General features: G+C 53.4%; 23 protein-coding genes. 6 read left to right on the top strand and 17 right to left on the bottom strand.

Going from position 1 to position 21,184, the window contains the following annotated elements; all coding sequences use genetic code 11:
• Nucleotides 1–16: 16 nt before the first annotated feature.
• The 6 genes from ABDK75_RS13740 (at nucleotide 17) to ABDK75_RS13765 (ending at nucleotide 6,746) form a co-directional block, all read left to right on the top strand.
• Nucleotides 17–898, top strand: coding sequence for an Hsp33 family molecular chaperone HslO (locus ABDK75_RS13740; RefSeq protein ID WP_211497217.1), 882 nt, complete (start codon nucleotides 17–19; stop codon nucleotides 896–898).
• Nucleotides 895–1,947: a hypothetical protein gene (locus tag ABDK75_RS13745; RefSeq protein ID WP_346006154.1), complete on the top strand. Its 1,053-nt coding sequence runs from the start codon at nucleotides 895–897 to the stop codon at nucleotides 1,945–1,947. Before ABDK75_RS13740 ends, ABDK75_RS13745 begins: the two co-directional genes overlap by 4 nt.
• A gap of 19 nt (nucleotides 1,948–1,966) precedes the next feature.
• Entirely contained in the window at nucleotides 1,967–2,794 is an 828-nt protein-coding gene (locus ABDK75_RS13750) for a hypothetical protein (protein ID WP_339408044.1), read from the top strand.
• A 122-nt stretch (nucleotides 2,795–2,916) separates the two neighbouring features.
• A complete protein-coding gene (locus ABDK75_RS13755) occupies nucleotides 2,917–3,642 on the top strand; it encodes a gluconate 2-dehydrogenase subunit 3 family protein (RefSeq protein ID WP_339408046.1) in 726 nt (241 codons plus the stop codon).
• A 12-nt stretch (nucleotides 3,643–3,654) separates the two neighbouring features.
• Nucleotides 3,655–5,433, top strand: coding sequence for a GMC family oxidoreductase (locus ABDK75_RS13760; RefSeq protein ID WP_086633091.1), 1,779 nt, complete (start codon nucleotides 3,655–3,657; stop codon nucleotides 5,431–5,433).
• Nucleotides 5,430–6,746 carry a cytochrome c gene (locus ABDK75_RS13765; RefSeq protein ID WP_346006155.1) on the top strand — a complete coding sequence of 439 codons (1,317 nt, stop codon included), beginning with the start codon at nucleotides 5,430–5,432 and terminating at the stop codon, nucleotides 6,744–6,746. The genes ABDK75_RS13760 and ABDK75_RS13765 overlap by 4 nt, the downstream gene beginning before the upstream one ends.
• Before the next feature lie 46 nt (nucleotides 6,747–6,792).
• On the opposite strand, the gene ABDK75_RS13770 is transcribed toward ABDK75_RS13765, so the two are convergent.
• From ABDK75_RS13770 to ABDK75_RS13850, 17 genes are all read right to left on the bottom strand, one after another.
• A complete protein-coding gene (locus ABDK75_RS13770; RefSeq protein ID WP_346006156.1) occupies nucleotides 6,793–8,013 on the bottom strand; it encodes a hypothetical protein in 1,221 nt (406 codons plus the stop codon).
• A 35-nt stretch (nucleotides 8,014–8,048) separates the two neighbouring features.
• A complete protein-coding gene (locus ABDK75_RS13775; protein WP_211516526.1) occupies nucleotides 8,049–8,735 on the bottom strand; it encodes a hypothetical protein in 687 nt (228 codons plus the stop codon).
• Nucleotides 8,736–8,738: 3 nt separating this feature from the next.
• Nucleotides 8,739–9,977, bottom strand: a complete 1,239-nt coding sequence (locus tag ABDK75_RS13780; RefSeq protein WP_339408056.1) for a hypothetical protein — start codon at nucleotides 9,975–9,977, stop codon at nucleotides 8,739–8,741.
• A gap of 44 nt (nucleotides 9,978–10,021) precedes the next feature.
• Nucleotides 10,022–11,161 (bottom strand): baseplate J/gp47 family protein, encoded by a 1,140-nt coding sequence (locus ABDK75_RS13785; RefSeq protein WP_046900284.1) that lies wholly within the window; start codon nucleotides 11,159–11,161, stop codon nucleotides 10,022–10,024.
• 42 nt (nucleotides 11,162–11,203) lie between these two features.
• Complete coding sequence (locus ABDK75_RS13790; RefSeq protein ID WP_346006157.1) at nucleotides 11,204–11,563, bottom strand: phage tail protein; 360 nt, start codon at nucleotides 11,561–11,563, stop codon at nucleotides 11,204–11,206.
• Complete coding sequence (locus ABDK75_RS13795; RefSeq protein ID WP_346006158.1) at nucleotides 11,560–12,183, bottom strand: baseplate assembly protein; 624 nt, start codon at nucleotides 12,181–12,183, stop codon at nucleotides 11,560–11,562. Before ABDK75_RS13795 ends, ABDK75_RS13790 begins: the two co-directional genes overlap by 4 nt.
• A complete protein-coding gene (locus ABDK75_RS13800; protein ID WP_346006159.1) occupies nucleotides 12,180–13,241 on the bottom strand; it encodes a hypothetical protein in 1,062 nt (353 codons plus the stop codon). The genes ABDK75_RS13795 and ABDK75_RS13800 overlap by 4 nt, the downstream gene beginning before the upstream one ends.
• Nucleotides 13,238–13,447 carry a hypothetical protein gene (locus tag ABDK75_RS13805; RefSeq protein ID WP_346006160.1) on the bottom strand — a complete coding sequence of 70 codons (210 nt, stop codon included), beginning with the start codon at nucleotides 13,445–13,447 and terminating at the stop codon, nucleotides 13,238–13,240. Before ABDK75_RS13805 ends, ABDK75_RS13800 begins: the two co-directional genes overlap by 4 nt.
• Before the next feature lie 6 nt (nucleotides 13,448–13,453).
• Nucleotides 13,454–14,371, bottom strand: coding sequence for a hypothetical protein (locus ABDK75_RS13810; protein WP_346006161.1), 918 nt, complete (start codon nucleotides 14,369–14,371; stop codon nucleotides 13,454–13,456).
• An 18-nt stretch (nucleotides 14,372–14,389) separates the two neighbouring features.
• On the bottom strand, nucleotides 14,390–15,265 hold the full coding sequence (locus tag ABDK75_RS13815) for a hypothetical protein (RefSeq protein ID WP_346006162.1): 876 nt from the start codon (nucleotides 15,263–15,265) through the stop codon (nucleotides 14,390–14,392).
• A 166-nt stretch (nucleotides 15,266–15,431) separates the two neighbouring features.
• Nucleotides 15,432–15,752 (bottom strand): hypothetical protein, encoded by a 321-nt coding sequence (locus tag ABDK75_RS13820; RefSeq protein WP_211499119.1) that lies wholly within the window; start codon nucleotides 15,750–15,752, stop codon nucleotides 15,432–15,434.
• Nucleotides 15,749–16,174: a hypothetical protein gene (locus tag ABDK75_RS13825; protein ID WP_046900291.1), complete on the bottom strand. Its 426-nt coding sequence runs from the start codon at nucleotides 16,172–16,174 to the stop codon at nucleotides 15,749–15,751. The genes ABDK75_RS13820 and ABDK75_RS13825 overlap by 4 nt, the downstream gene beginning before the upstream one ends.
• 2 nt (nucleotides 16,175–16,176) lie before the next feature.
• The gene (locus tag ABDK75_RS13830) at nucleotides 16,177–17,661 is read right to left on the bottom strand and encodes a phage tail protein (protein ID WP_346006163.1); all 1,485 of its coding nucleotides are present in this window, start codon (nucleotides 17,659–17,661) and stop codon (nucleotides 16,177–16,179) included.
• Between the two features lie 80 nt (nucleotides 17,662–17,741).
• Nucleotides 17,742–18,719, bottom strand: coding sequence for a hypothetical protein (locus tag ABDK75_RS13835; RefSeq protein WP_346006164.1), 978 nt, complete (start codon nucleotides 18,717–18,719; stop codon nucleotides 17,742–17,744).
• Nucleotides 18,720–18,729: 10 nt separating this feature from the next.
• The gene (locus tag ABDK75_RS13840) at nucleotides 18,730–19,134 is read right to left on the bottom strand and encodes a hypothetical protein (protein ID WP_346006165.1); all 405 of its coding nucleotides are present in this window, start codon (nucleotides 19,132–19,134) and stop codon (nucleotides 18,730–18,732) included.
• 205 nt (nucleotides 19,135–19,339) lie between these two features.
• Nucleotides 19,340–19,741, bottom strand: coding sequence for a hypothetical protein (locus ABDK75_RS13845; protein ID WP_064274306.1), 402 nt, complete (start codon nucleotides 19,739–19,741; stop codon nucleotides 19,340–19,342).
• A gap of 55 nt (nucleotides 19,742–19,796) precedes the next feature.
• Nucleotides 19,797–21,176, bottom strand: a complete 1,380-nt coding sequence (locus ABDK75_RS13850; RefSeq protein ID WP_211499122.1) for a DUF4043 domain-containing protein — start codon at nucleotides 21,174–21,176, stop codon at nucleotides 19,797–19,799.
• Nucleotides 21,177–21,184: the final 8 nt, after the last annotated feature.

The following is a 21,184-nucleotide window of genomic DNA, read 5'->3' on the forward strand; positions in this document are numbered from 1 at the left end:
CCCCAACGTCCCGAACATGGTTGTTTCAGGGGGGATTGTGCCATTTCATCTGGCACAATCCCCCGTCCGCGGACGCCTAATTCGACTGGGAGCACTGGCAGACGCCATCCTGTCACGGCATGATCTCCCGGATGCTGTCCTGACCATGGGTGGGCAGGCTCTTGCACTGGTTGCGGGCATGGCGTCTGCCTTGAAATTCAAGGGATCTTTCTCCCTTCAGATCAAGGGAGACGGCCCAGTCTCCATGCTGCTAGCTGATGCCACAGACACAGGCGACCTGCGTTTTACGGCCCGACTTGCGGAAGATGCTGACCCTGCAGCGCTACCGACATCCCCCAAAGAGTTGCTTGGTAACGGCTACCTCGCCTTCACGATCGACCAGGGGGCGGATATGGACCGCCATCAGGGTATCGTGGAGCTGACGGGTGAAACCCTTTCTGAGATGGCCGTCCACTATTTTCAGACCAGCGAACAGCATGACTGCTGGATCCGGCTGTTCTGCCTCAAGACGGTTGACGGCTGGAGTGCCAGTGCCCTCGTCCTGGAACGGATTGCAGATGAAGGCGGCATCGAGAATGCCGCTCAGGCAGAGGATGCCTGGGAAACGGCCTGCACGTTTGCCGAAACATTGCGGGACCAGGAAATTTTTGACGAAACGCTCGAAAGTGGCGATCTGATCCATCGTCTGTTCGGGACGTTAGACGTTCAGATTGCTACACCACGCGCTCTGGCTTACGGCTGCCGCTGCTCCCGGGCACGACTGGCCTCAGTTCTGGAGCGCTTCGGCGAGGACGATCTGGATCACATGGTGGAAAACGGCGCCATCACGATGAACTGTGAGTTCTGCAACGTCGGCTTCCGTTTCACCCGTGATGAGCTTGGAGAAAAACCTGCATGACGCTTCCACTGCTCGACGGAATCAGGATCGACGGCCTTCCCGTCGAACAGCTTTATCCAGGTTGGATAGCTTTGGAGCGCCACCCGGTTGTTGGCCAGTTCGAAGTTATTCTCTTTCAGGATGAGGACAGCGGGCGACAAGCCTGCTGGTGGATTGAGGATGGAGCCTACAAGGGCAGCCATGTCATGGCGCTTCGCCCGGATGTGCAAGATCGCCTTCTGACGGGCATGGACCCGGTATTCTGGCCATTGGCAGAAGGCGTTCTCGGTGGTGACATCCGGGACGATGCCACCTCTTTTAGAACTGACCTTCCTTCAATAGCTTTTCGGGAGCTGTCGGGCCTCTGGCTAGGACGACATGCGCCCCATGCAATTTTCATTGCTGCCGGACATGCGGACAGCGGCGAAGCCCTAACCTGCCCTGATGGGAAGCCCGTGGCTGAAGGGCGGATGAAAGCACTTCTTTCAGCTCGCAGAGGAACGGACGTTCTGGTCGTGTCCTCTCCTTTTTCTGCAATGCCTGTACGGGCGCAGATTGAAATGAAGCTGGGCATAGCAACTGCTTATCGCTTCCACGATGCACTGGAAAATTCAGTTTTCTACCTTGTGTGGAACGAAGCAACACCGGGGAACCGTCCATCATTTTACTATCCAAGAGGCCCACTCCTAATTAGTGAGGACCCGTCAGGACCGCTGATTCCTGGCTGGATTTTAGAATGGTTTGCACGACATTCCGGACATGCCGATGTCATCAGAGCTGCACGTCCTTTCCTTCCGGAAGATTTTGGTGTCGGTCAGGCGTCTTCGCTACGGACGCCCCGCGTTCCTCAGGCGGCTCCGGCTGCGGCGGCTGTGAAACCGACTGATCCTGAGCCAGAAAAGCCTTCTGATAACAGTCCGGAAGTGACGGAAATTCGGGAATCAGAGCCTGTTCAACGTCGGTCTTTTTTGCCGGAGCTTCCGTTGGAGCCGCCTCCGGTATTACAGTCACCGCACAAGAAGGGGCTGTTCGGGCGTTTCAAGAGCCTATTGGGCCGCGACGACCAATAAGATCATGGGGAATAGCGTGATGGGTGTACGGTACTGGTTCGGAGCTGTTGCTCTGGGATTATCACTCGGTCTTGCGGGCTGTGCAGATGATGAGCCAGCGCAGACATTTCCTCCCGCAGACTACAGCTATTTGTCACAGTTGCACCTGAATGTGGCGACAATCAACATTCAGGATGAAGCTGTTCCATCCCCAGGTTCCCTGAGTTCGAAAGCTCCTACGCCCCCCGATCAGGCCCTGAAACAAATGGCTAACCAACGACTGGTTGCCAGTGGACAGCAGGGTCAGGCGGCATTCATCATTAAACAGGCCTACATTTCTTCAGAGGGCGAGAATGCGATCTCAGGCGCCTTGGATGTGCAGCTGAATATTGCCGATGCGGGAAATCTGCATACGGGATATATCCATGCACGGATCAGCCGAAAGCTCGACACCGGCACCAAAAGCGCTACATCCCGCGCTTCTCTCTATGCCCTGACCAATCAGATGATGCAGGACATGAATGTTGAGCTTGAGTTTCAGGTCCGTAAAAAACTCATGAGCTGGATGACAGATGCGGTGGGGAATCCTCTGGTTGATGGCGGCGTGAAGCAACAGGCTCTTGATGGACCAAGCAGTACCGCATCAGCTGCTCCCGCCAAGCCTGTCACACAGGATGTTCCAGCCGCAGTCACAAATACGCCAAGCGTTGCCACCCCCGTTCAGCCCAGCATTCCAGATGCAATTTTCCCGACGGGCGCAGGGGATGACAGCACAGCCCCTGTAACAGCGGCACCGAAGCAGAAGTCTCCTCCTGCAGGCGTTCTGCAACTTCCATCCAATGGAAAGGCCAGCGCTTCAGCAGGGTAAATAGCGCTCATCGCTAAATGATGATCGAAAGTTCTCTGGCATTACGACCTCCACCCGTCCTATGGGGGGTCTGATATCTTTTATTCCGGATATGTTTGTTTTCCGAATATGACCCTACCCTTATGCTGGAGAACAGTGTGCCTTCGACGGAACCGACCGTGACCCGCCCTCTTCGCCGCAGTTTTGTCAAAGGCCTGCTTGGGTCCACATCCTTCTGGATGGTTGGGGGCCATGCCCACTGGGCTGAAGCCCTGGCTGAAGAATCCAAGCAGCCATATCGCCCTTCCTTCTTCACACCTGACGAGTACCGCCTTCTGGAATCCGCTACGGAACGGCTTTTTCCACAGGATCAGCATGGACCAGGTGCGCGCGCCTTGGGTGTTGCAGAATTCATAGATCGTCAGATGGAGACGCCTTACGCGCAGGGAGACAACTGGTACATGTCAGCCCCTTTCGTGCAAGGTCCGGCTAATCTCGGTTATCAGCTGCCGTTTGTGCCGCGCGATTTGTATCGCAAAGGCCTTCAGGGACTGGACGCCTATACCCGTCAGCAACATGGAAAATCCTTTCCGGATCTTCCTGTGGCAGAGCAGGACGCTATTCTGACGGCACTGGAGGGCGGCTCTGTCTCGTTGGGAGATATTCCTGGCCGCGTTTTCTTCGAGCAACTCCGAACCAACACCCTTGAGGGTGTATTTTCTGATCCTCTTTATGGGGGCAACAGAGGGCTGGGCGGGTGGCTGATGCTGGGCTTCCCGGGTGCTCGGGCCGATTTCATGGACTGGGTCAATCAGGACGGCGCAGCCTATCCGTTTGGTCCGGTTTCCATCTCAGGTGAAACGGCCTGAGGGGCTTAAATCATGACAAAAAAACACGTAGATGCCATCGTGGTCGGAGCTGGCTGGGCTGGTGCGATCATGGCGAAAGAACTGACCGAAGCCGGACTGTCGGTCATCATGCTGGAACGCGGCTCCGAGCGTACGACGCCCGTAGAAGGCGCTTACCCGGAGTCCATTGATGAACTGCGGGGGGCAATTCGCAAACGCCTCTTCCAGAACCTCTCCCAGACGACAGTCACGGTCCGCAATACCATTGATCAAACTGCACTGCCCTATCGTCAGTTAGCAGCATTCCTGCCAGGCGAAGGCGTTGGGGGAGCGGGGCTTCACTGGTCAGGCGTCCATTTTCGGGCCTCGCCAGAAGATCTCAGGCTTCGTAGTTCAGTAGTGGAGCGTTACGGCGAGAAGTTCATTCCTGAGGACATGAACCTTCAGGACTACGGCGTGACCTATGCGGAGTTGGAACCTTTTTTCGACAAGGCCGAAAAGGTTTTCGGAACATCTGGGGAAGCCTATCGGGTCAACGGCAAAATTGTCGGAAACGGTAATATCTTTGATGGAGACCGGTCGGATAATTTCCCGCTCCCGGCCATGAAAGACACTTTCACAGCCTCTACCTTTCGGGATGCGGCATCCCAGGTGGGCTATCATCCCTATTCCCTGCCCGCAGCCAATGCATCCCGCCAATATACGAACCCGTATGGCTGCCAGATGGGGCCCTGCAATTTTTGCGGGTATTGCAGCGGATATGACTGCTACCTCTACTCAAAAGCGTCTCCGAACGTGAATGTTCTGCCTGCTCTCCGGCAGGACCCTCGGTTCACTCTTATTTCCGATGCACACGTTCTTCGTGTCGACTTGGACAGCACCAAGAGCAAAGCAACCGGTGTCACGTATCTGGAGACGAAAACGCAGAAAGAAGTTTCCCTCTCCGCTGACCTCGTCATTCTGAGTGCGTTTCAGTTTCATAACGTCCATCTGATGCTCCTCTCGGGCATCGGAAAGCCGTATGATCCTGTTCAGAACACAGGTACCGTTGGGCGGAACTTTGTTTACCAGACAATTACTTCGTCGCGCATCTGGCTTCCACCGTCCAAATATACCAACCAGTTCATTGGTGCAGGCGGTGTTGGTGTCGCATTTGATGACTTCAACAGCATGAATTTTGATCATGGCCCGCTTGGCTTCATCGGGGGGTCTCCGGTGTGGGTCAATCAGGCCGGAACGAAACCCATTGCCGCCGCCATCGGGACAGGCGGCGGGGGCACACCACGATGGGGCTCAGCGTATAAAGGCGCTCTCATCGACAGTTATAAGCACTCTATCGGGGTGGATGCACATGGCAGCAACATGGCCTATCGAGATGTTTATCTAGACCTGGACCCGACATGGAAAGATGCTTACGGCCTGCCCTTGCTTCGCATGACCTTCACGTGGAAAGATAACGATATCCGCATGAACCAGTACGTTGTCAGCAAGATCGAACCACTGGCAAAAGCCATGGGCGCCACGAAGACCAATCTCGTTCATCTCAACGCTGGCCAACCCTTTGACACGCGCCACTATCAAACCACTCATCTCGGCGGTGGCGCAGTTATGGGAACCGATCCCAAAACAAGCGCGCTCAACCGCTATCTTCAAAGCTGGGATGTTTCGAACGTGTTTGTGATCGGCTCCAATGCTTTTCCGCAAGGGATGGGATATAACCCTACAGGCACAGTTGCGGCCCTGGCATATTGGGCGGCCTACCACATCCGTACAACCTATCTGAAATCTCCTGGTCCATTGGTGAAGGCATGAAATTTTTTCCTTTTCTGGCCTTCACCAGCAGCGTCCTGTTCTTCAGTTATGATGCCTCAGCCAATGATGAGAAATCTACCCTGATCGAAGAAGGCCGTTATCTTGCCGCCGCGTCTGATTGCGCAGCCTGCCATTCAATTCATGGGAAACCGGAATATTCTGGAGGAATATCGTTTTCTCTTCCGATCGGTACAGTTCATTCCACGAACATTACCCCCGATATGGAGCACGGGATCGGCAAATATTCAGAAGCCGAATTTGGAAAAGCCCTGCGAGAAGGCATCCGCCGAGATGGTGCAACGCTTTATCCCGCAATGCCCTATCCATCCTATGCCCGTCTGACAGATCATGACGTTCACGCGCTCTACACTTATTTCCACGACGGTGTTGAAGCATCATCCGTCGCAACACCGGACAATGGTATTCGCTGGCCGCTTTCCATGCGTTGGCCGCTGACATTCTGGCGCTGGATGTTCTCTCCTGCCCCAGTCAAGGCTCAAGCCAAGACGCTTCAGACATTTACAGATCCACAGATAGCCCGCGGAGCTTATCTGGTGGAAGGTCCAGCACATTGTGGAGCCTGTCACTCGCCACGTGGCCTTGCAATGCAGGAAAAAGCTCTTACAGCGGCCGATAGCGAGGCCTTTCTGTCAGGCGGAGTAGCCGTCGATGGATGGGTCCCAACCTCGCTTCGTCAGGAAAACCGAACTGGCTTAGGTCGATGGAGCGAAGAGGACATCGTCGCATTCCTCAAAACCGGACGAAACATGCAGGGAGAGAGTTTTGGTGCCATGACGTCTGCCATTGTTCATGGCACGCAGCATCTTTCTGCCGCAGATCTTCTTGCGATGGCCAAATATCTGCGCACTCTCCAGCCTTACGACAAAACGCAGAAAAACTGGGTCTATGACCCCGCATCCACCAATGCTCTGCGTAGAGCGGATGTTTCCGCGCGAGGGGCCAAAGTCTATATCGATAATTGTGCAGCCTGCCACAGAACAGACGGCAAGGGATATCCTGCCGTCTTTCCACCGCTTGCGGGCAACCCTGTTGTCATGGGTGAAAATCCGGCGTCACTCGTTCATATCATTCAGAGTGGGGCAACATTACCCAAGACCGAGACAGCCCCTTCTGCCTTTACGATGCCGGATTTCATGCATCGCCTTAGCGATCAGCAGATTGCAGATGTCACAACATTCATCCGTGATGCATGGGGCAACAACGCACCTACTGTCAGCCGAGAGGACGTTGTGAATCTGAAAAAAGACATGCCGCCGCGCAATATGGTGGACGGCGAAATTTCATTGAACTGAGTCTACGTAACGAGGGGAACCCCCATTTGAGGTCCCCTCACCTGCCTTACGGCAGAAAACGGTACATAACACACCCGGAATAACCAGCGCCGCCCGGCGAGTGCGTTCCATCTGCAGGTGTAGAATAAGAGCCCCCGCCGCCGGCACCAAAATGGGTGCCATTGCGCCCTCCTTCGTTTCCGCACCGACCGCCGCCGCCCCATGGGCCGCTACCGCCATAACCTGCAAAGGTACTGGAATTCGTTTGACCGTCTCCTCCCGAAGTCCCAGTCTGATTCCAGACGGTGCCGCCTGACGCTACGCCACCTTCACCACCTGCAGAGCCCATGGCGCTATAAAAATAGCCACCCTGCCCTCCACCAGCCTGTAGCAATGTTTGCCCATTGTAACTGACAAGGGAGGTGCCGCCCGTTTGCTCCGATCCGCCACCTGCGCCGACTGTCACATTCAGTGCGCTACCAGTTGCGAGGCTGACGTCATAAATCCCTGAGGCATCTCCCCCACTGCCGCCGCCGCCGCCTGAAAATGATCCGTTCAGTGTCATGGAATTAGACGATGCGCCGCCGCCGCCGCCGCCCACAACACGCAATTCCACACGGGACGCCCACACTGGAATGGAAACTGATGCATTGGTTGTGACAAGCTGTAGAGGCTGCATAGCGGCACGCAGCAAAATCTGCGTTGCCAATTCAGGAATTGTTGGCCAAAAAACCTTCCCTGCCTGCGGCTGTACGCCAGAAAGAGACGTGACTCCCTGAGGCACATTCAGAGTATATAGCCCAACAATTGCGCCACCGGGCGGCACAGCTGGTGTATCTGTCGAAACAACAAAAGAGAGACCTGCCTGTCTCCGCGTTGGCAAGGCATTTCCGTCGTTATTCATGCCCGCCTGCGTCTGGGAGGGGTTTGAGGCATTGAAAAACGGGAGGACAGTCTGATCGACATCCTGTTCGGTGCAAAGAGCAAAAACCGTATATGTCGCGCCAGTTCCAGGAACAGAAACCGTTACATCCTCATCACTTGAATACTGGCAAGTTGTAGGGGTTGCATCCGCTCCATATCCCCCACCGGCGCCCCCCAGAAATGCAGCATCCATAGTCCCTGATGCTGTGATGGACCCGGCCCCGATAGTAACAGACAGACCGTAGGGAGAAGGCGTACAAATCAGACCCGAAGCAGCTGTCACATCCCGGCCATAAAGCATATCAGACAGATGACCGAGCGCCGCCTTGCCATATCGCCCTATTCGCAGCAGATCCGTATCCATTGGAATTGATCCTGCGTATACAATTGCCCGATCCATTATTTGCTCACCTTGACCCAGCCGGTTATGCCGCTGGCTGCCGTTTTTTCAATTGTTTGGTAAATTACGTGGGCATCAGCTGCGTGCCCCAGCGCTGTCTCCACGAAGAACTGGCCACCATGCCGGCTGCCGTATCGCAACCCTGCGCTCCCATATCCATAACCTCCACCACCGGCAGGAGCGGCAAGTGATGCCAATGCATGGCAATCCGCTGCATTCAGAGGTTCGAGAATAGTGGGCGCGACACCTGTGATTGACAGGAGCGCGTTGAAAACAGACTCACGCGTATTCTTTTGCGCCACCAGAGAGGACACGATACGGGTGCGATAGTCCCTGTCCAGCTCCGAAGTGCGACGCGTTAAACCAGCCGGTCCAAAATAATCAGCCGCCAACATATCCAGGAATGGGCCGCTCATCGTTATGAGGCGTGTCTGCTGCTGACATTCATCAAGTAATGTCCATATTCCAGCCAGAACGGCTGAAAACCCCCTCAGAACAGCGACAAGAACTGGTGCAGTTTCCTCCTCCAGATCCTGAGGCGCTGCTGGGAACCAGCCGACAGGCAGAAGGCTTCTCAACCTCGACGCAAAATCATCGACTGATCCGGGAACCACCCCCGTATCCAAAAGAATTTTCCCATCAGTCGCCTGAAGGACCACTTTCTGACGGTCGTACAATCTGGCCATGCTTCAACCTCCAGCCTGCTCTGGAGTCATCATCGGGATACGATAATCCGTTCCATTGACACTGATATGCAAAAAGCCGCCCCCCACTGTGGCGGGAAGTGTGCCTGCCACATTCGTTACCGGGGAAGAGATTTGCAACTGTCCTCCCTCCTCCGGAAACAAACCAAGGTTTGACGATCCATTTTCGCCACTTTGCACATACAGACCAGCGGCCTGAGTGCCTGCCCCGGGCTGGACCTGCAACGTGTTGTTGGGTGCCACAGCACTTGCGACTGAAAAGAGTGTCTGTCCTTCAATATTGCTGAACAGAATTCCATTATCGACAAAATCCTGTCGTACGCCCTTGGAGCGCTCTGTCACGGTAGAGCGGACAAATGCTCCAACATTACCACCAGAGACCCCACTAACAACTTCCGGCGTATGCCACTCCAGAGCATGATTACGCGCAAGAGACAGGGCGGAGGCATATCCATTATCTGTCCCGTTTGTGCCGCTTAAAGCCGTCGCGCCGAAAACAATACCGACCTGCCAGGCGTCAGGGTTTGAAACAAAAACGACCCCCGCAGCAGCATCGGAAGTACCCGAAGTCTGACCACCACCCGCACCGAGCTGAATGCCATAAACACCACCGCCGACATTGGGGGCATAAGGCGTAGACTGACCAATCGCCAAGCCACCAAAATTGACCGCTTCAAGTTCCATGACGAAAGTCGGTTGATAATTCACACCAGCCAGGCGCCACGCTTCTCCATAATAAGCGTAGGCTGTCGTGGTCGTAGGTGCAGAAATGTCATCAGCGACACCCCATGACGCAATGCCGATCGTACTTGGTTGAAACCCCAAAGTATCTGGTGCCGTTTTTGCATCAGATGTCCGGGACGCTGCTACAAAAGCACTATTGCCAAACTGGGCTACCGAGGCACATTGCGCGTCCTGCAAGGCCCAGGGCCCAATCGAGGTGGCTCCCATTGTCTGGGACAGCCAATCGTTTTTAGATGCTGCATCCCGATCGCTCAGTCCCGGATTAGCGGCAGCATCCCCGATCAGAACACGATCAGCAAAACGGCTGATTTTTGCTCCTTTATCCTGATAGAATGCCCCACTCGGCTGGGAAACTGCTGGAGCACCTGCAATCTGGGAAGCCGTTGCAGTAACGGTTTGATGACCGCTGGAATCTGCCAGCACCAGAACTTCATCGCCCGTCAACGTATCAAGCCGCGGGTATGTATTGAAAACAGGCATAGCCTTCCTTCTGCCCCGATACAGTTAGCAGGGGGCCTGTTTGGTCAGTTCTGAAGAACGTTGATCTGAATTGTGCCGACTGTCAGTGCCTGCTCGCCATTCGCAGCAATATCGGCTTGCCCGCCATTCAGGCGGACATCCAGAACGGAGGTAACCGTCACACCGGCCCCGACATACGCTAGATATGACAGACGGCTATAGGCATAACCTGCACCAACTACTGCGCCTGCAATGTCCAAGCTAAGGGCATTCTCAATCGCTGTTGCAGCCTGCTGAACCACAACCGACATTGGCACGACGACTGTCATGGACACATTCACCGCAAGCGTCTGGGGAGGTCTGACGGCAAAGCCGACTCCCAAGGCCCGAACAGCGTCAACAGCCTCATAAACCTGTGTCAGCAGCGCATCCGATGGCGAGCCACTTCCGTCATTCACGACGACCGTAAAATACCCGGTCTGCGCAGTTCCATCAGCAGCAACACCATCTCGAAGCGAACTCGATAATCCTGTCTGAACACCCGCAACAGCATTCCCAACGGCTGCTCTGCACCCAGATGCTTTTGCAGCAAGCCACAGAGGAAAACGCGCACGCAGCTGCGCATCCGTCTCCTGGTCGGCACCGTTAAGAAAAGCCGCTGGATTTGTAACAGTGTCAATGCCGGAAATAGCTGTACCCATCAGACAGAGCGCACCAACAGATACGTTACCATTTGATCCCGCAACCTGACATTGAACTGGAACCGATATGCTCTGCATGTCCGTCTGCCGAACATACCCGCCTGCAACGTCGGACCAGACAGGCAGATTGCTATCTTTGATCACTGCGAATGACAGGCCGGAAACAGTGCGGACAATGGCTCCTGGCACAATCACTGCCGATTGCTGGGATGGCGAAAATGACATCATCGTCACCATCCCGGTCGATGCTGTTCCAGGTAAACGCATCATCCCGAAATCTTCGACAAAACTGTCGCAATCCTCAGCAGAGGATGTTGCCAGACGTGTGCGGAGCAAGGTTTGTAAAACAAGATATTGCAGCCATAATCCTATGCCACCGACACCTTCCATCAGTGCCCGCACGGGCGATCCAACAGAGCCATCCAAAAGCTGCGCACAGGAAGACTGCGCCGTCGCCACGGCGGTGGAAACCGTCGTAGCAAACGAGCGAAGAGAAAGAGACATTACGTCCTCCGGAAGCGCAGAACATAGCTCTGCGCTTCTTGTTTAGGCGGAAAAATCCAGTGTTTTCTGCTGCCCCGTGTCAGCATCGACATAGGAGATATGGCAAAGGCAAAGCCCGTTATCGGCAGCACTCACAGTCACATCAACAGAATGACTGGAATCAACTCCAGGGTCCTTGAGAACCTGCACCCGAATGGCAGCTTGCATGACGGCTGGAACAACAACTTCCCCAACCATGCTTTGCAAACCTACCCCGTATTCCGGCTGCCAGATGTAATCACCAGGATTGGTTAACAAGCGCCTTAAAAGCCTCTGACGTGTTTCGTCAGCCCCGGAAATAACCTGTAAGCCACCGTTCTCCAGCAGCAGATCACCGCCACACAAATGACTGATGGAACTCATCCAACAGGTCCCCCTGTCGTCTGGCTACCCATCAGATGTACGTGTTGCGTCAACGAGTGCTGATCTGTTTGAATATCGCCACCAGAGACCTTCAGACCATTTGCAGAAAACACAGCCGTTACGTCGCCTATCGTCAGTGAAATACCGCTCTCTGCAATATGTAGGCGCGCATTGCCTGCCCCTAGGATAACCCCTTTAGAGCCAATCTGACACCAACCAGCCTGAGGATTTACATCACCAACCTTGCCGTTTGTTTCTGTTGGAGGTGCGCCGCATCCTGCCCTGATCAGCATGGTCCCTGGCTGAATAGCCTGCCCATCAGAGGGAGAGACGGGCGCAGTCACAACCGTGTCAAAAACAGCCCCGATAGCAATCAGATGCTCACCATCCCCTTCAAGGGGTAACAAGGCAACGTGGGTCCCTGGTTCAGATGGACAAGAAACACGCAGATTTCCGGCCTGTACGCCCCCCACGTCAGGTATCCAACCGGTTTCCACATTGTCAGGCTGAATACGAACCTTGATGGCATGGTTCGAAGGATCAACTGCGGACACAATTCCAAGGACAGCATGCGCGCTCCGGTTTGCAAGGGCGGCAGCTAGCATTCGCGTATCACTCATGCCCCACTTCTCCGGCTACGCAAAACCACATGCTGAATAAATCCATCATTCACAGAAAATCGGGAAACAACCTGATCCACACCCAGCGTCTGATCCGTTGTCCCCAGTGAAATCTTTATAAATTGCCGCGGGCGCAGCCTTATAATACCAGGCATTGAAATACGGACTGACATTGCATGTGCAGAAATACGCTCATACTTACCACGAGCCAGCCGACGCAGATCTTCCAAACGACGGCCCGGCACACGAAAGCTGTGGAGTACAGTCACGCCTGATGGTGCATCCTGGGAAAATGTTTTTCCATCATAATAAATATGCGTACTGCTTCTCTGTCGAGAATCCCAAGATGCCATATGCACCACAATACCCGTGAGCAATTGAAGATCTCGAGAAACATCTGTCTCGAATACGGCATTTCGAATATCAATAATTTCAGCGGTGTCGTCATTTACGTAAGACGGCTGACAGACAAGCGTTTTCCCATCCGCATAAAGATCACATAACGCATCCCTCGCAACGGCAAAGGCCAGATCTGCCGCGGTCTGAAAGCGATGCTGCGACAGAAGGGCACCTCTCTTATGCTCTACTTGCCAAAACTGACCCATCATATGGTCAGAGCCATCGTCAGGAAGAGAAATCCGGGTCGCAAGTGCCGCGCTTCTGGCAATATCCTGCAGCAGATCAGATCCCGTATGGTTAAGCCAGGAATCCTGAACGCGCAGGTCTATAAGTGCTGCCAGAGCGTCCCGACACTCCATTTCGACAAGAGAATGCTCGTCAACATTCCGGACATGATCTGCACGCCCTTGAAATAGAACGGTCCATCCTGAAGAAATTTTATTGTCCCTGATTTCAACAGAAATCCACGGGCTTGAAGGTATATCTTGTTCAAACCAAAACGATGCCTTTCTGGCCCTTTTCCTCTTTATTACGAAAGTCAAAACTGCCGTATCGCAAGACTCATATCTATTGGAATCCAGTTCGAAACTTTTAAGCGCAAGATCCGGATTTTCTATTCCATCCCATAAAATTCGAACTTCGATCTGGCGTGCTGTCATTCTCCCTCCTCATTGGGAAGCCCTGATGAAAGCGTAAGGTCTTTCATCGGAATTTTCAGAGGTTGGACTGTTTCAACTTTGCTTAAATCTGGATCTGATAGGCCATTGGTCTGAGCAATTCTCCACCACTGGCAAGCATCTCCCAGTTCACGCGCCGCAACATGAAACAGCGAAATATCAGCTGCCGTTACAACAATATTTTTCATAATTCCTCACGCGTGCACTATCGGCAATTGCCCGGAAGCACCTTGAGAACCACGGACATACGCCAGAGAATGATTAACCAGACCGCCAGTATCTGATGCTGCACTAAGCAAACCGGCACTCCCAGCAACTGCGGCCAGAGACGATGTATCCGCAATCGCGACACTCTCCAGATTGCTTCCCGTGCTCTCCATGATGGACATCAACTCATTTCCCGCGGTCGTAAGCTGATGGGATATCGCGGCCATACCGGACGGAGTAGCCGCAAGATTAGAACCACTCTGGCTCAAGGTATTTGCCATACCCAGAGCATCAACAACCTTGGCCACAGCTCCCCCCGCCCCTACTAAAGTGGCCAATGGCATAAGCTGGCCTACGATGGAATTAACTTGCCCAGTGCCTGTAAAAACGCCTTCCGAAATACGCGCTACCATATCTGAAACAGTCTTGAGCCCACTCTCAGTATCATTTCCTAGAATGCCTGTGAGTGAATTTTGGTCTGTCCCAAAATCAGTAGCTTCTGCTGGCCGTTCCAACGTCAGTTCATAGGAGCAGACAGCCCCCTTCGCTTCATATGAATAAACAAAGCGAGCAATCCAAACATCACTTGCCATACCTGCCGCAGAAAACGCGACAGGCTGGCCCGAAATGCGCATCCGCTCCACGGCTTGCGCTCGGACCTGTGCGTTCGGCCCTAAAAAACGCCCTCGCAATTCCAGTCGGCCAGGGTCGTTTCCAAGCGTATCAACAACACGCTCGCCTCCGGGAAGCTTATGCACGACCATCATTTGATGGCCACCAACCTCAAGTCGGTCAGGAACTTCAATACCGCTCAGTACAAGTGAGCCAAGGGTAACCGGCGCAGACGTCCCTAAACGACCGATGGAACCGATCACGTTTTCAATGGCAGAGAGCGTTACACTCATTGCAGCTCTCCTCTAACCTCATCCAATTCCAATGCTACAACCTGGATATTGGGGAAATTGAATTTCATCGACGCCTCCCGTTGCACGTCGCGCAGCAAGACGACTCATTTTTCCAAAACCGCTTATGTCTTTGCGCTGCTCTTCACCCAAAGGGGGCATTCCTGACCGGGAGGAGTGAAATGTGGGGGATAAGGTATTTTCTTCACATTCAGGCTGCCGTATCCGCCCCAATTTTCCCAACGATGTTGGAAGGAACTGTGATGAAACTGCTGAACAACCTTCCAGGTCTCGCACACCAGACTTTAGAACAGAGACAGACTTGGTATTGATTGCTGACTTCCGAATTTCAGGGCGAGAACCCGCTAAATCTGGCGTATTATGGAAAAAAACATGAGGCGCCACGCGGCAGTACTGCCCTGGGCTTCTTGCAGAAAAAAAAGTCTTCGCCGGTGAGGCTGCGCTTAATCTTCCCGGCTTAATAAAAAAATTTTTCGTGCCGCCCAACTGCTTATCATCGCGAATTTTTTGCGATACAGCGTGGCCAGACTTCTTCAATTTAGCCTGCACAATATGCACGAGACTTTCTTGCTTGGGCTCCATTTTAAAAATGCTTCTTTTATTTCTTACAAGCTTTGGAGCATTTTCCAATGTGCCTTCGACATGTGTCTCTGGACCACTTTTCGAGAAGGAAAAGCTCCCGGCTGACGTCACGCGAGGTATTAAAGAAGCCATCGATAATCTCGGGAAATCCAAATTTCCTTTCTCGCGGCTCTTAACAAAACTCACTGTGGGAATGACAGCCGTCCTTCCCTCTAGCAAAGATCGTCGCAACACATTCCGGGAAAATAACATTCCTGACGAAAGAACGCCTTTCCACAATTTATCCGTATGCATGCCTATTCTCGGTACTGTCTTTGGTCCCAGTCAAAGACATGACCTGCACGCTCTGCCGTCACAACACACGCAGCCATCCGCCTTGCGCGAGACCACGACTTCAACAAATTCCATGGCACCCCATGATCCAGAAGGTAAAGCATCTCCTGAAACGCAGAGTGCCTACTCAGTTTTTTGCTGTAGCGACCACCATCTCTTCATCAGTATCCTGATGAAAACATGGATAAAGCACTGCAATTCCACCTTTACCGATACGGCGCGCCAGATCACGAATTTCTTCTTTCGTACCCGGCATCTGCACTGGAACACCGTCGATAGCCGTAACTGAACAGATCATTTCCGCATAGCCCAACCATGCAGCAGCCGAAGCACCAGTCACAGCAGAGCCTGCCGCCTCAATCAGATCCAGCATATCCGCAGGATCGATCTCTTTCAGAGAAAGACACCGTCCATCAGCAAGACGAACTTCTTTCGGAAGGATATTCATGAAATCTTTGCCCTCGTCGATGCAAAGAACTGCACCGTTTGATGAACCATCTGATCCGACTGCCAGGCATCATTTTTCAACTTGATGGACACGTTCGTGTATTCCCACGTACTTGTCGTACCATCAGGCTCTGTCACGTACTGGTAAATTGTACCGCTCCCAACCGTTCCAGCATTCCAGTAAGCAGCTTCAATAGCAGCGACCAGATTGTCCAGCGCCGCGCTCGCACGCGCGATCTGAAACGAACCACGCCAGCCATTCGGAACATTGAACTCGACCGGCATTCCATTAAGCGGACTCGCTCGCAGAGCATGCGTCTCCTGTGATGCCCCGAAAGACGTGACATCACGCAGATCAACCCGCTGGCCATTCCAGAGAACTGTAATCCGGCAGTCACGACCAATACTGTAAGGATTTGCCATGCTCAGACGCTCCCGCCCGCAGTCGTCACCGTCACGGAGGTGCCGCCCTGCAAATTCACCACAAATTTTTCATTGATGCCCTGGTACCGCACAGCCACGTCAGCCTGCACATATCCCAACGCAGTCCGCGACTGAGGATTATTCGAACTGTCACACACCACGCGGTAGGGCAGTTCAGCATTCTGAACGCCTAGAATGCCCTGAGACAACAGAGATGACAGGAAGCCCAGCAGGGTCGAACGAATGTCGGAAAAGAGCGTATCATTCACCACCTTTCCGACATACGCTCCCATGCCACCAGCAAGCGATGACGCAATATAATTGGTCAGGCGGGTATAATTATCTCCATTTACCGTCGCTTTACTTGACGTATTGTGCCCACACCGTACTGCCCAGTAAGTCCCGCCCGGCGCCGGATTGCAGATAACATCGATCCCAGCCGTAAACAGTGTAGACAGTTCGGCCGTGGAATAGGTTGCGCTGCTTCCCCCTAATCCAGCCTTTTGGCTTCCGACAATACCCGAAAGTGCTTTGTTTAGGCTCGACTGTTCAGGTGAAAGTGCAGAAAGAATGCCTGCAGCAAATGCCTGAGGGCTGACAAGCATCATGCCATTGACGTCATCGTTCCACCAGATCCAGTCACCAAACATCAACTTTACGGCTGAAGAGTCCAGACCACTGGCAGCTTTGACGGACACTGCATTGCTTACACTGTCATATGCGGGGCTTGCCGCCACCATATAGACCCCTTCACCGAGGCCAAACGCCGCCTGCGAAGAATAGGACGCGCTATCTGTTACACCATGAAGGGTGGCAACGGCACATCCCTGACCCCTCAGAGCATACATACCCGTCCGAACAATATCGTCTTTCCCAAGAAAAGCTGCCGTATCGGGCGCCCCACCATCCAGTCCGCCAGACAACGTAACGCTTCCAGAAACTGGATCAGGAACTGCATCTGGCAAATGGATCGTCACCAGAGCTGACAGATCCTGCGCGACAGCGGCTTCCAGGATGTTCCATGTCGCACCTGAATAACTTGCCGCTCCAAGAACCGGATGCGAAACTGCCAGCCCATAACCCGCCCCCGTTGCGGTCAGGGTCACAACGATAGCATTACCAGCAGTTCCGGTATGAACAGCACTGAGTATAACGCCCCCCAAAGAGGCCGTTGCGTTTGCATCCGTTCCATCTGTTACACGCACGACAACAAACGATGACGCCCCTTGCAGAGCCGCAATATTCACAGCCAGCCCTGCATCCGTCGCTTTGTTCTGCTTACTCCCAAACGCAGAGAGATAATCACTCATGCCACCCACTGGCACCGGAAGCCCTACCGGGCCCCATCCTGCCGTTCCAACGATACCCAGTTTCGATGACGAGGCACCCGTCAGTCCCAGCGACTGTGGCTGCGCAATCTGTACATAAAGGTTAGGAACCGTAAGCGCAGTCGTATTCAGCGTACCCGCCTGATAAACCAGAGACATCCGGCGATATTTCCTTCCAGAGAAAAGTATATTATTCCGAATAAGGAACAAATTACTTTTTTTATTGAATTGATTTTATTTTAATTGGGCTGACAGACGACAGTACCAAACTGGTTGACCATCATCCCTGGATATGAATTCTGAGCTGCCTGAGAAGTTTGTACAGCCTGCATGGCCTCAAGAGCATGCAGAACCACACCATTATCAAAAGCAGGCTCGATTACGCCGAAACTGCTAGTTTGATCACCAGCAGAAACAGCACCGGCCCCAAACATCATGTCAGACGACCACTGAACCTGAAGGGTGTCAAAAACCAGATCGTACAAATAATCCCGTCGATACAATGCCTGATTTTGCATCGTATCAACGTCCTCAACACTTACGAACCTAAGCTGCGCCTGCCGACCATCCAACGTGGAAATCCAGCTCTTCTCAGCCAGTTCCGTATCCAGAAACTGTCCAAGCGTATCACGAACACCAGAATCAGCCGTCCAGAGCGAAACCCTATATCGCTGATTCTGTCGGCGGTTCACCCTTACGGACTGGCCATACCCAACAACGCTTCCGACTAAGTTATGCCCCGGAACCTGAACAGAATTTCCGTCTGCAAGACCTTTTGGGAGTTGTCCGGCTAAAGCCAAAGCCACAGTTTCAGGAGTGTCCTGCTCAGTCACGGCATAGGCGGCTGAAATCTGAGTTTTCCCCGCCTCGTACCAAACACCGACAACACCTGAAGGCGCCCCATCAGACGGAAAAGCAATGCAAACAGCTTGCGCACTCTGCTTCACCGACACCGTGGGCAGAACACGCGCCTGAACCTGCCAGGGGCGCCCCAAAGGCTCAGGCACAACAATACCTTTCTGAGGTGCCAGTGTGACCGTCAGGAAATCCGTATTATTCCGAATATTTTGAGCTGCAAATATATCACTCGGCAAAAGCCACCCGCGACGAACAATCGTCTGCCGCCCCGTTACAGACGACTTTTCGAGCCCCTCTGGATATAAAATTCCCGCACACACATAAGCCAGAGCCAATCCGACCTGAGAAGCATCCGCCATTTTTCTCTCCTCAGACCTGTTGCAGAGACATGGTGCAACGCAAACCCCAGTCCGACATCTCGGCAGCGTTAATCGTGTACGTCGTATCCAGGTCCGTCGTGACCGTCATATAGGGTTGCAACACGATGCCCGGCAGCCGCGGTAAATACATGACGAACTGCCCGGGCTTGGCTGACCCTGGAATACCACTCCCAGATCCCTCTCCTTTAGACCGCAAAACAATCGCAGCAGGACATTCCTCAACGATGTTCCCTTGCGTTCCAGAAACGCCACTGACCTCCACAGTCCGATTACATGCCATACATAGCGGAGGTCGAAGGTCATCCACGGCCGCAACAAAAAACGTATTCCCCCCGCAAGTCAGAATATCTCCGACCACAGTATCTTCACGGCAATCCGTAAGCACATATTCCATAACCCCACCCCAATTGGGGGATCGGGAGAATGTAAAGTCAGCACTCGAATCAAAAGCGAGCATCGGGTGTGCATAAATATTTTGCATGGGAGACAACGGATTATCCGGCCGGTATTGCTCTCCGGAGTGACCTAAAATCCCTGCCGCTTTTGCATACCCTCGACAAAGTCTGGACGCGATCTGTTCCGCCCGCATCATGCCCCCTTCAGATGATGACCAATCGGCCATCCTGCAATTCCAAACCGCCTGTCACCCCAAGAAACGCGCATAAACGCCGACGCCATAACGTCAGAAGCATCACACGATCACGCACTTCATGACCGTTGTGATACCAACTCGCCGCCTGTGCCGTATCCAGATTTTCAGACGCCCCCAAAAGAGCCGTTTCCAACGGGTAAAGCTGTGAAAGGTACAAACGCACCTGCTGCAGTTCTGCGCCAGACAAGCTGTTAATCCGCCATTCCAACGCTCCCTCAACCTGAAAGAAGCGCCAGGATTCCTGCCCTGTCTCCCGCGATCCAATTGCCGGATACCCGCAAAATCGCCGAACATCGACCTTTTCCCCGTCCGTCAATGGGCCCGAGGAAAGGCTTGCAGTCCCAGACATATAATCCTCCTCCACCAGAAGAACCCCCATGGAATCATGGGGGTTCGAAATCAGCTTAGAAGGTCATGCCAAGTGCATCCGTGCCCAGGCTCTCAATGATAACGCCACGCTTGAGATAGCTGTTCGTCGCCGTGGGAATAACGTTTGTATCTGCCGTCACATCCGTCGGTAGCGCGAAACCCCCAATCCAGTACCAGGACTGAGCGATAATCTGACGCAGTCGATCCAGTGGCTCACGCGTCACCATTGCAACCCCATCCACCATCTCAATCAGTGCGCGATCAGCGTCTGGAATGTCCGAATGGCCGGTCAGCGCACAGTCACCCTCGATCAGAGCTCCCTGGCCCAACAGCAGAGCACGATGAATAGGACCGGCACCAAGAGAAAGCTGCTGAGGGGCTTCTGTCGTCGGAATAAACCGAACGCCCAGCAGCTCAATCACCTGTCCGGAACGATATTCTTCCGAACCATATGCTCCCCGATAAAGATGCTTGAAATCATCGTCACGGAACAGCGATAGAAGCTGAATATCATCCAGATAACAATGATATGCCCCATTGATCATAGGAACGTTGTTACGGCGAAGCGTCGCAACACCAGCCAGAACCTGCTGGATACCCAGCGTATCCGCGAGACCGCTTGCACTCGCCGTCTGTAGAGCTGCCGTCGTCAGACGGCCATTCGGACGGATCACCTTCGGTGCCGTTGCCGCAACCACCGGCTGCCCAACGGCACCATCCGCAACAGACACGCTGGCGGAGAATGTCATCTGCCCGGAAATTCCGCCCGGCGCCGTAGAAACATTGGTCGCGTCAGCTACCACGCGCACAAGCGTGTACACATCCGAACCAACAGTCACAGTCATGCCATTGCTGGATCCAATCAGCGTAACCTGACCATTAACAATAACGGACTGAAATCCCCGAATGTCATCAACCTGAATGGTGTCGCCTTCAGCATCAAGTGCAACACTAACGCGCGTATTGCCACCCAGATAACCACCTACTCCATTCTGAGCTCCACCAAACAGCGTATTGCGCGCCAGCCGATCCAGAGACTGCATGGCCTGAACACCATTGGTGTTGGCATTTGCAAGAAACTGCGATGCAATCCCGACACCACTCGTCACCATATTCAGATCAATCGTGTCGCCATACTGATTGATCGAAAGAGTGTATTGCTCAACAGACCAGCCAGCAGGGCTCATTCCATTATCGAAGTTGGTATTGCCCGTTGGATTCAGCGGTGTCGTAACAGGAGCCTTCAGACTCTTACGCGTCTTTGTAAGAGTTTCACCAATAGCGTTGGGGAAAATCTCGCGATCAGCAACCTGTCGAAATCCCAGCCGAGATTTGAGGCCGTTTTCAAACTCCCGTGCCAGAAAACCCTGCTGAATAGCGGCCTGAAGCTGAACTGGAAAATTTTCGATGCTCATGAATGTCA

The sequence above is a fragment of the Gluconobacter sp. OJA genome (assembly GCF_039638325.1).
GTDB classification, from domain to species: domain Bacteria; phylum Pseudomonadota; class Alphaproteobacteria; order Acetobacterales; family Acetobacteraceae; genus Gluconobacter; species Gluconobacter cerinus.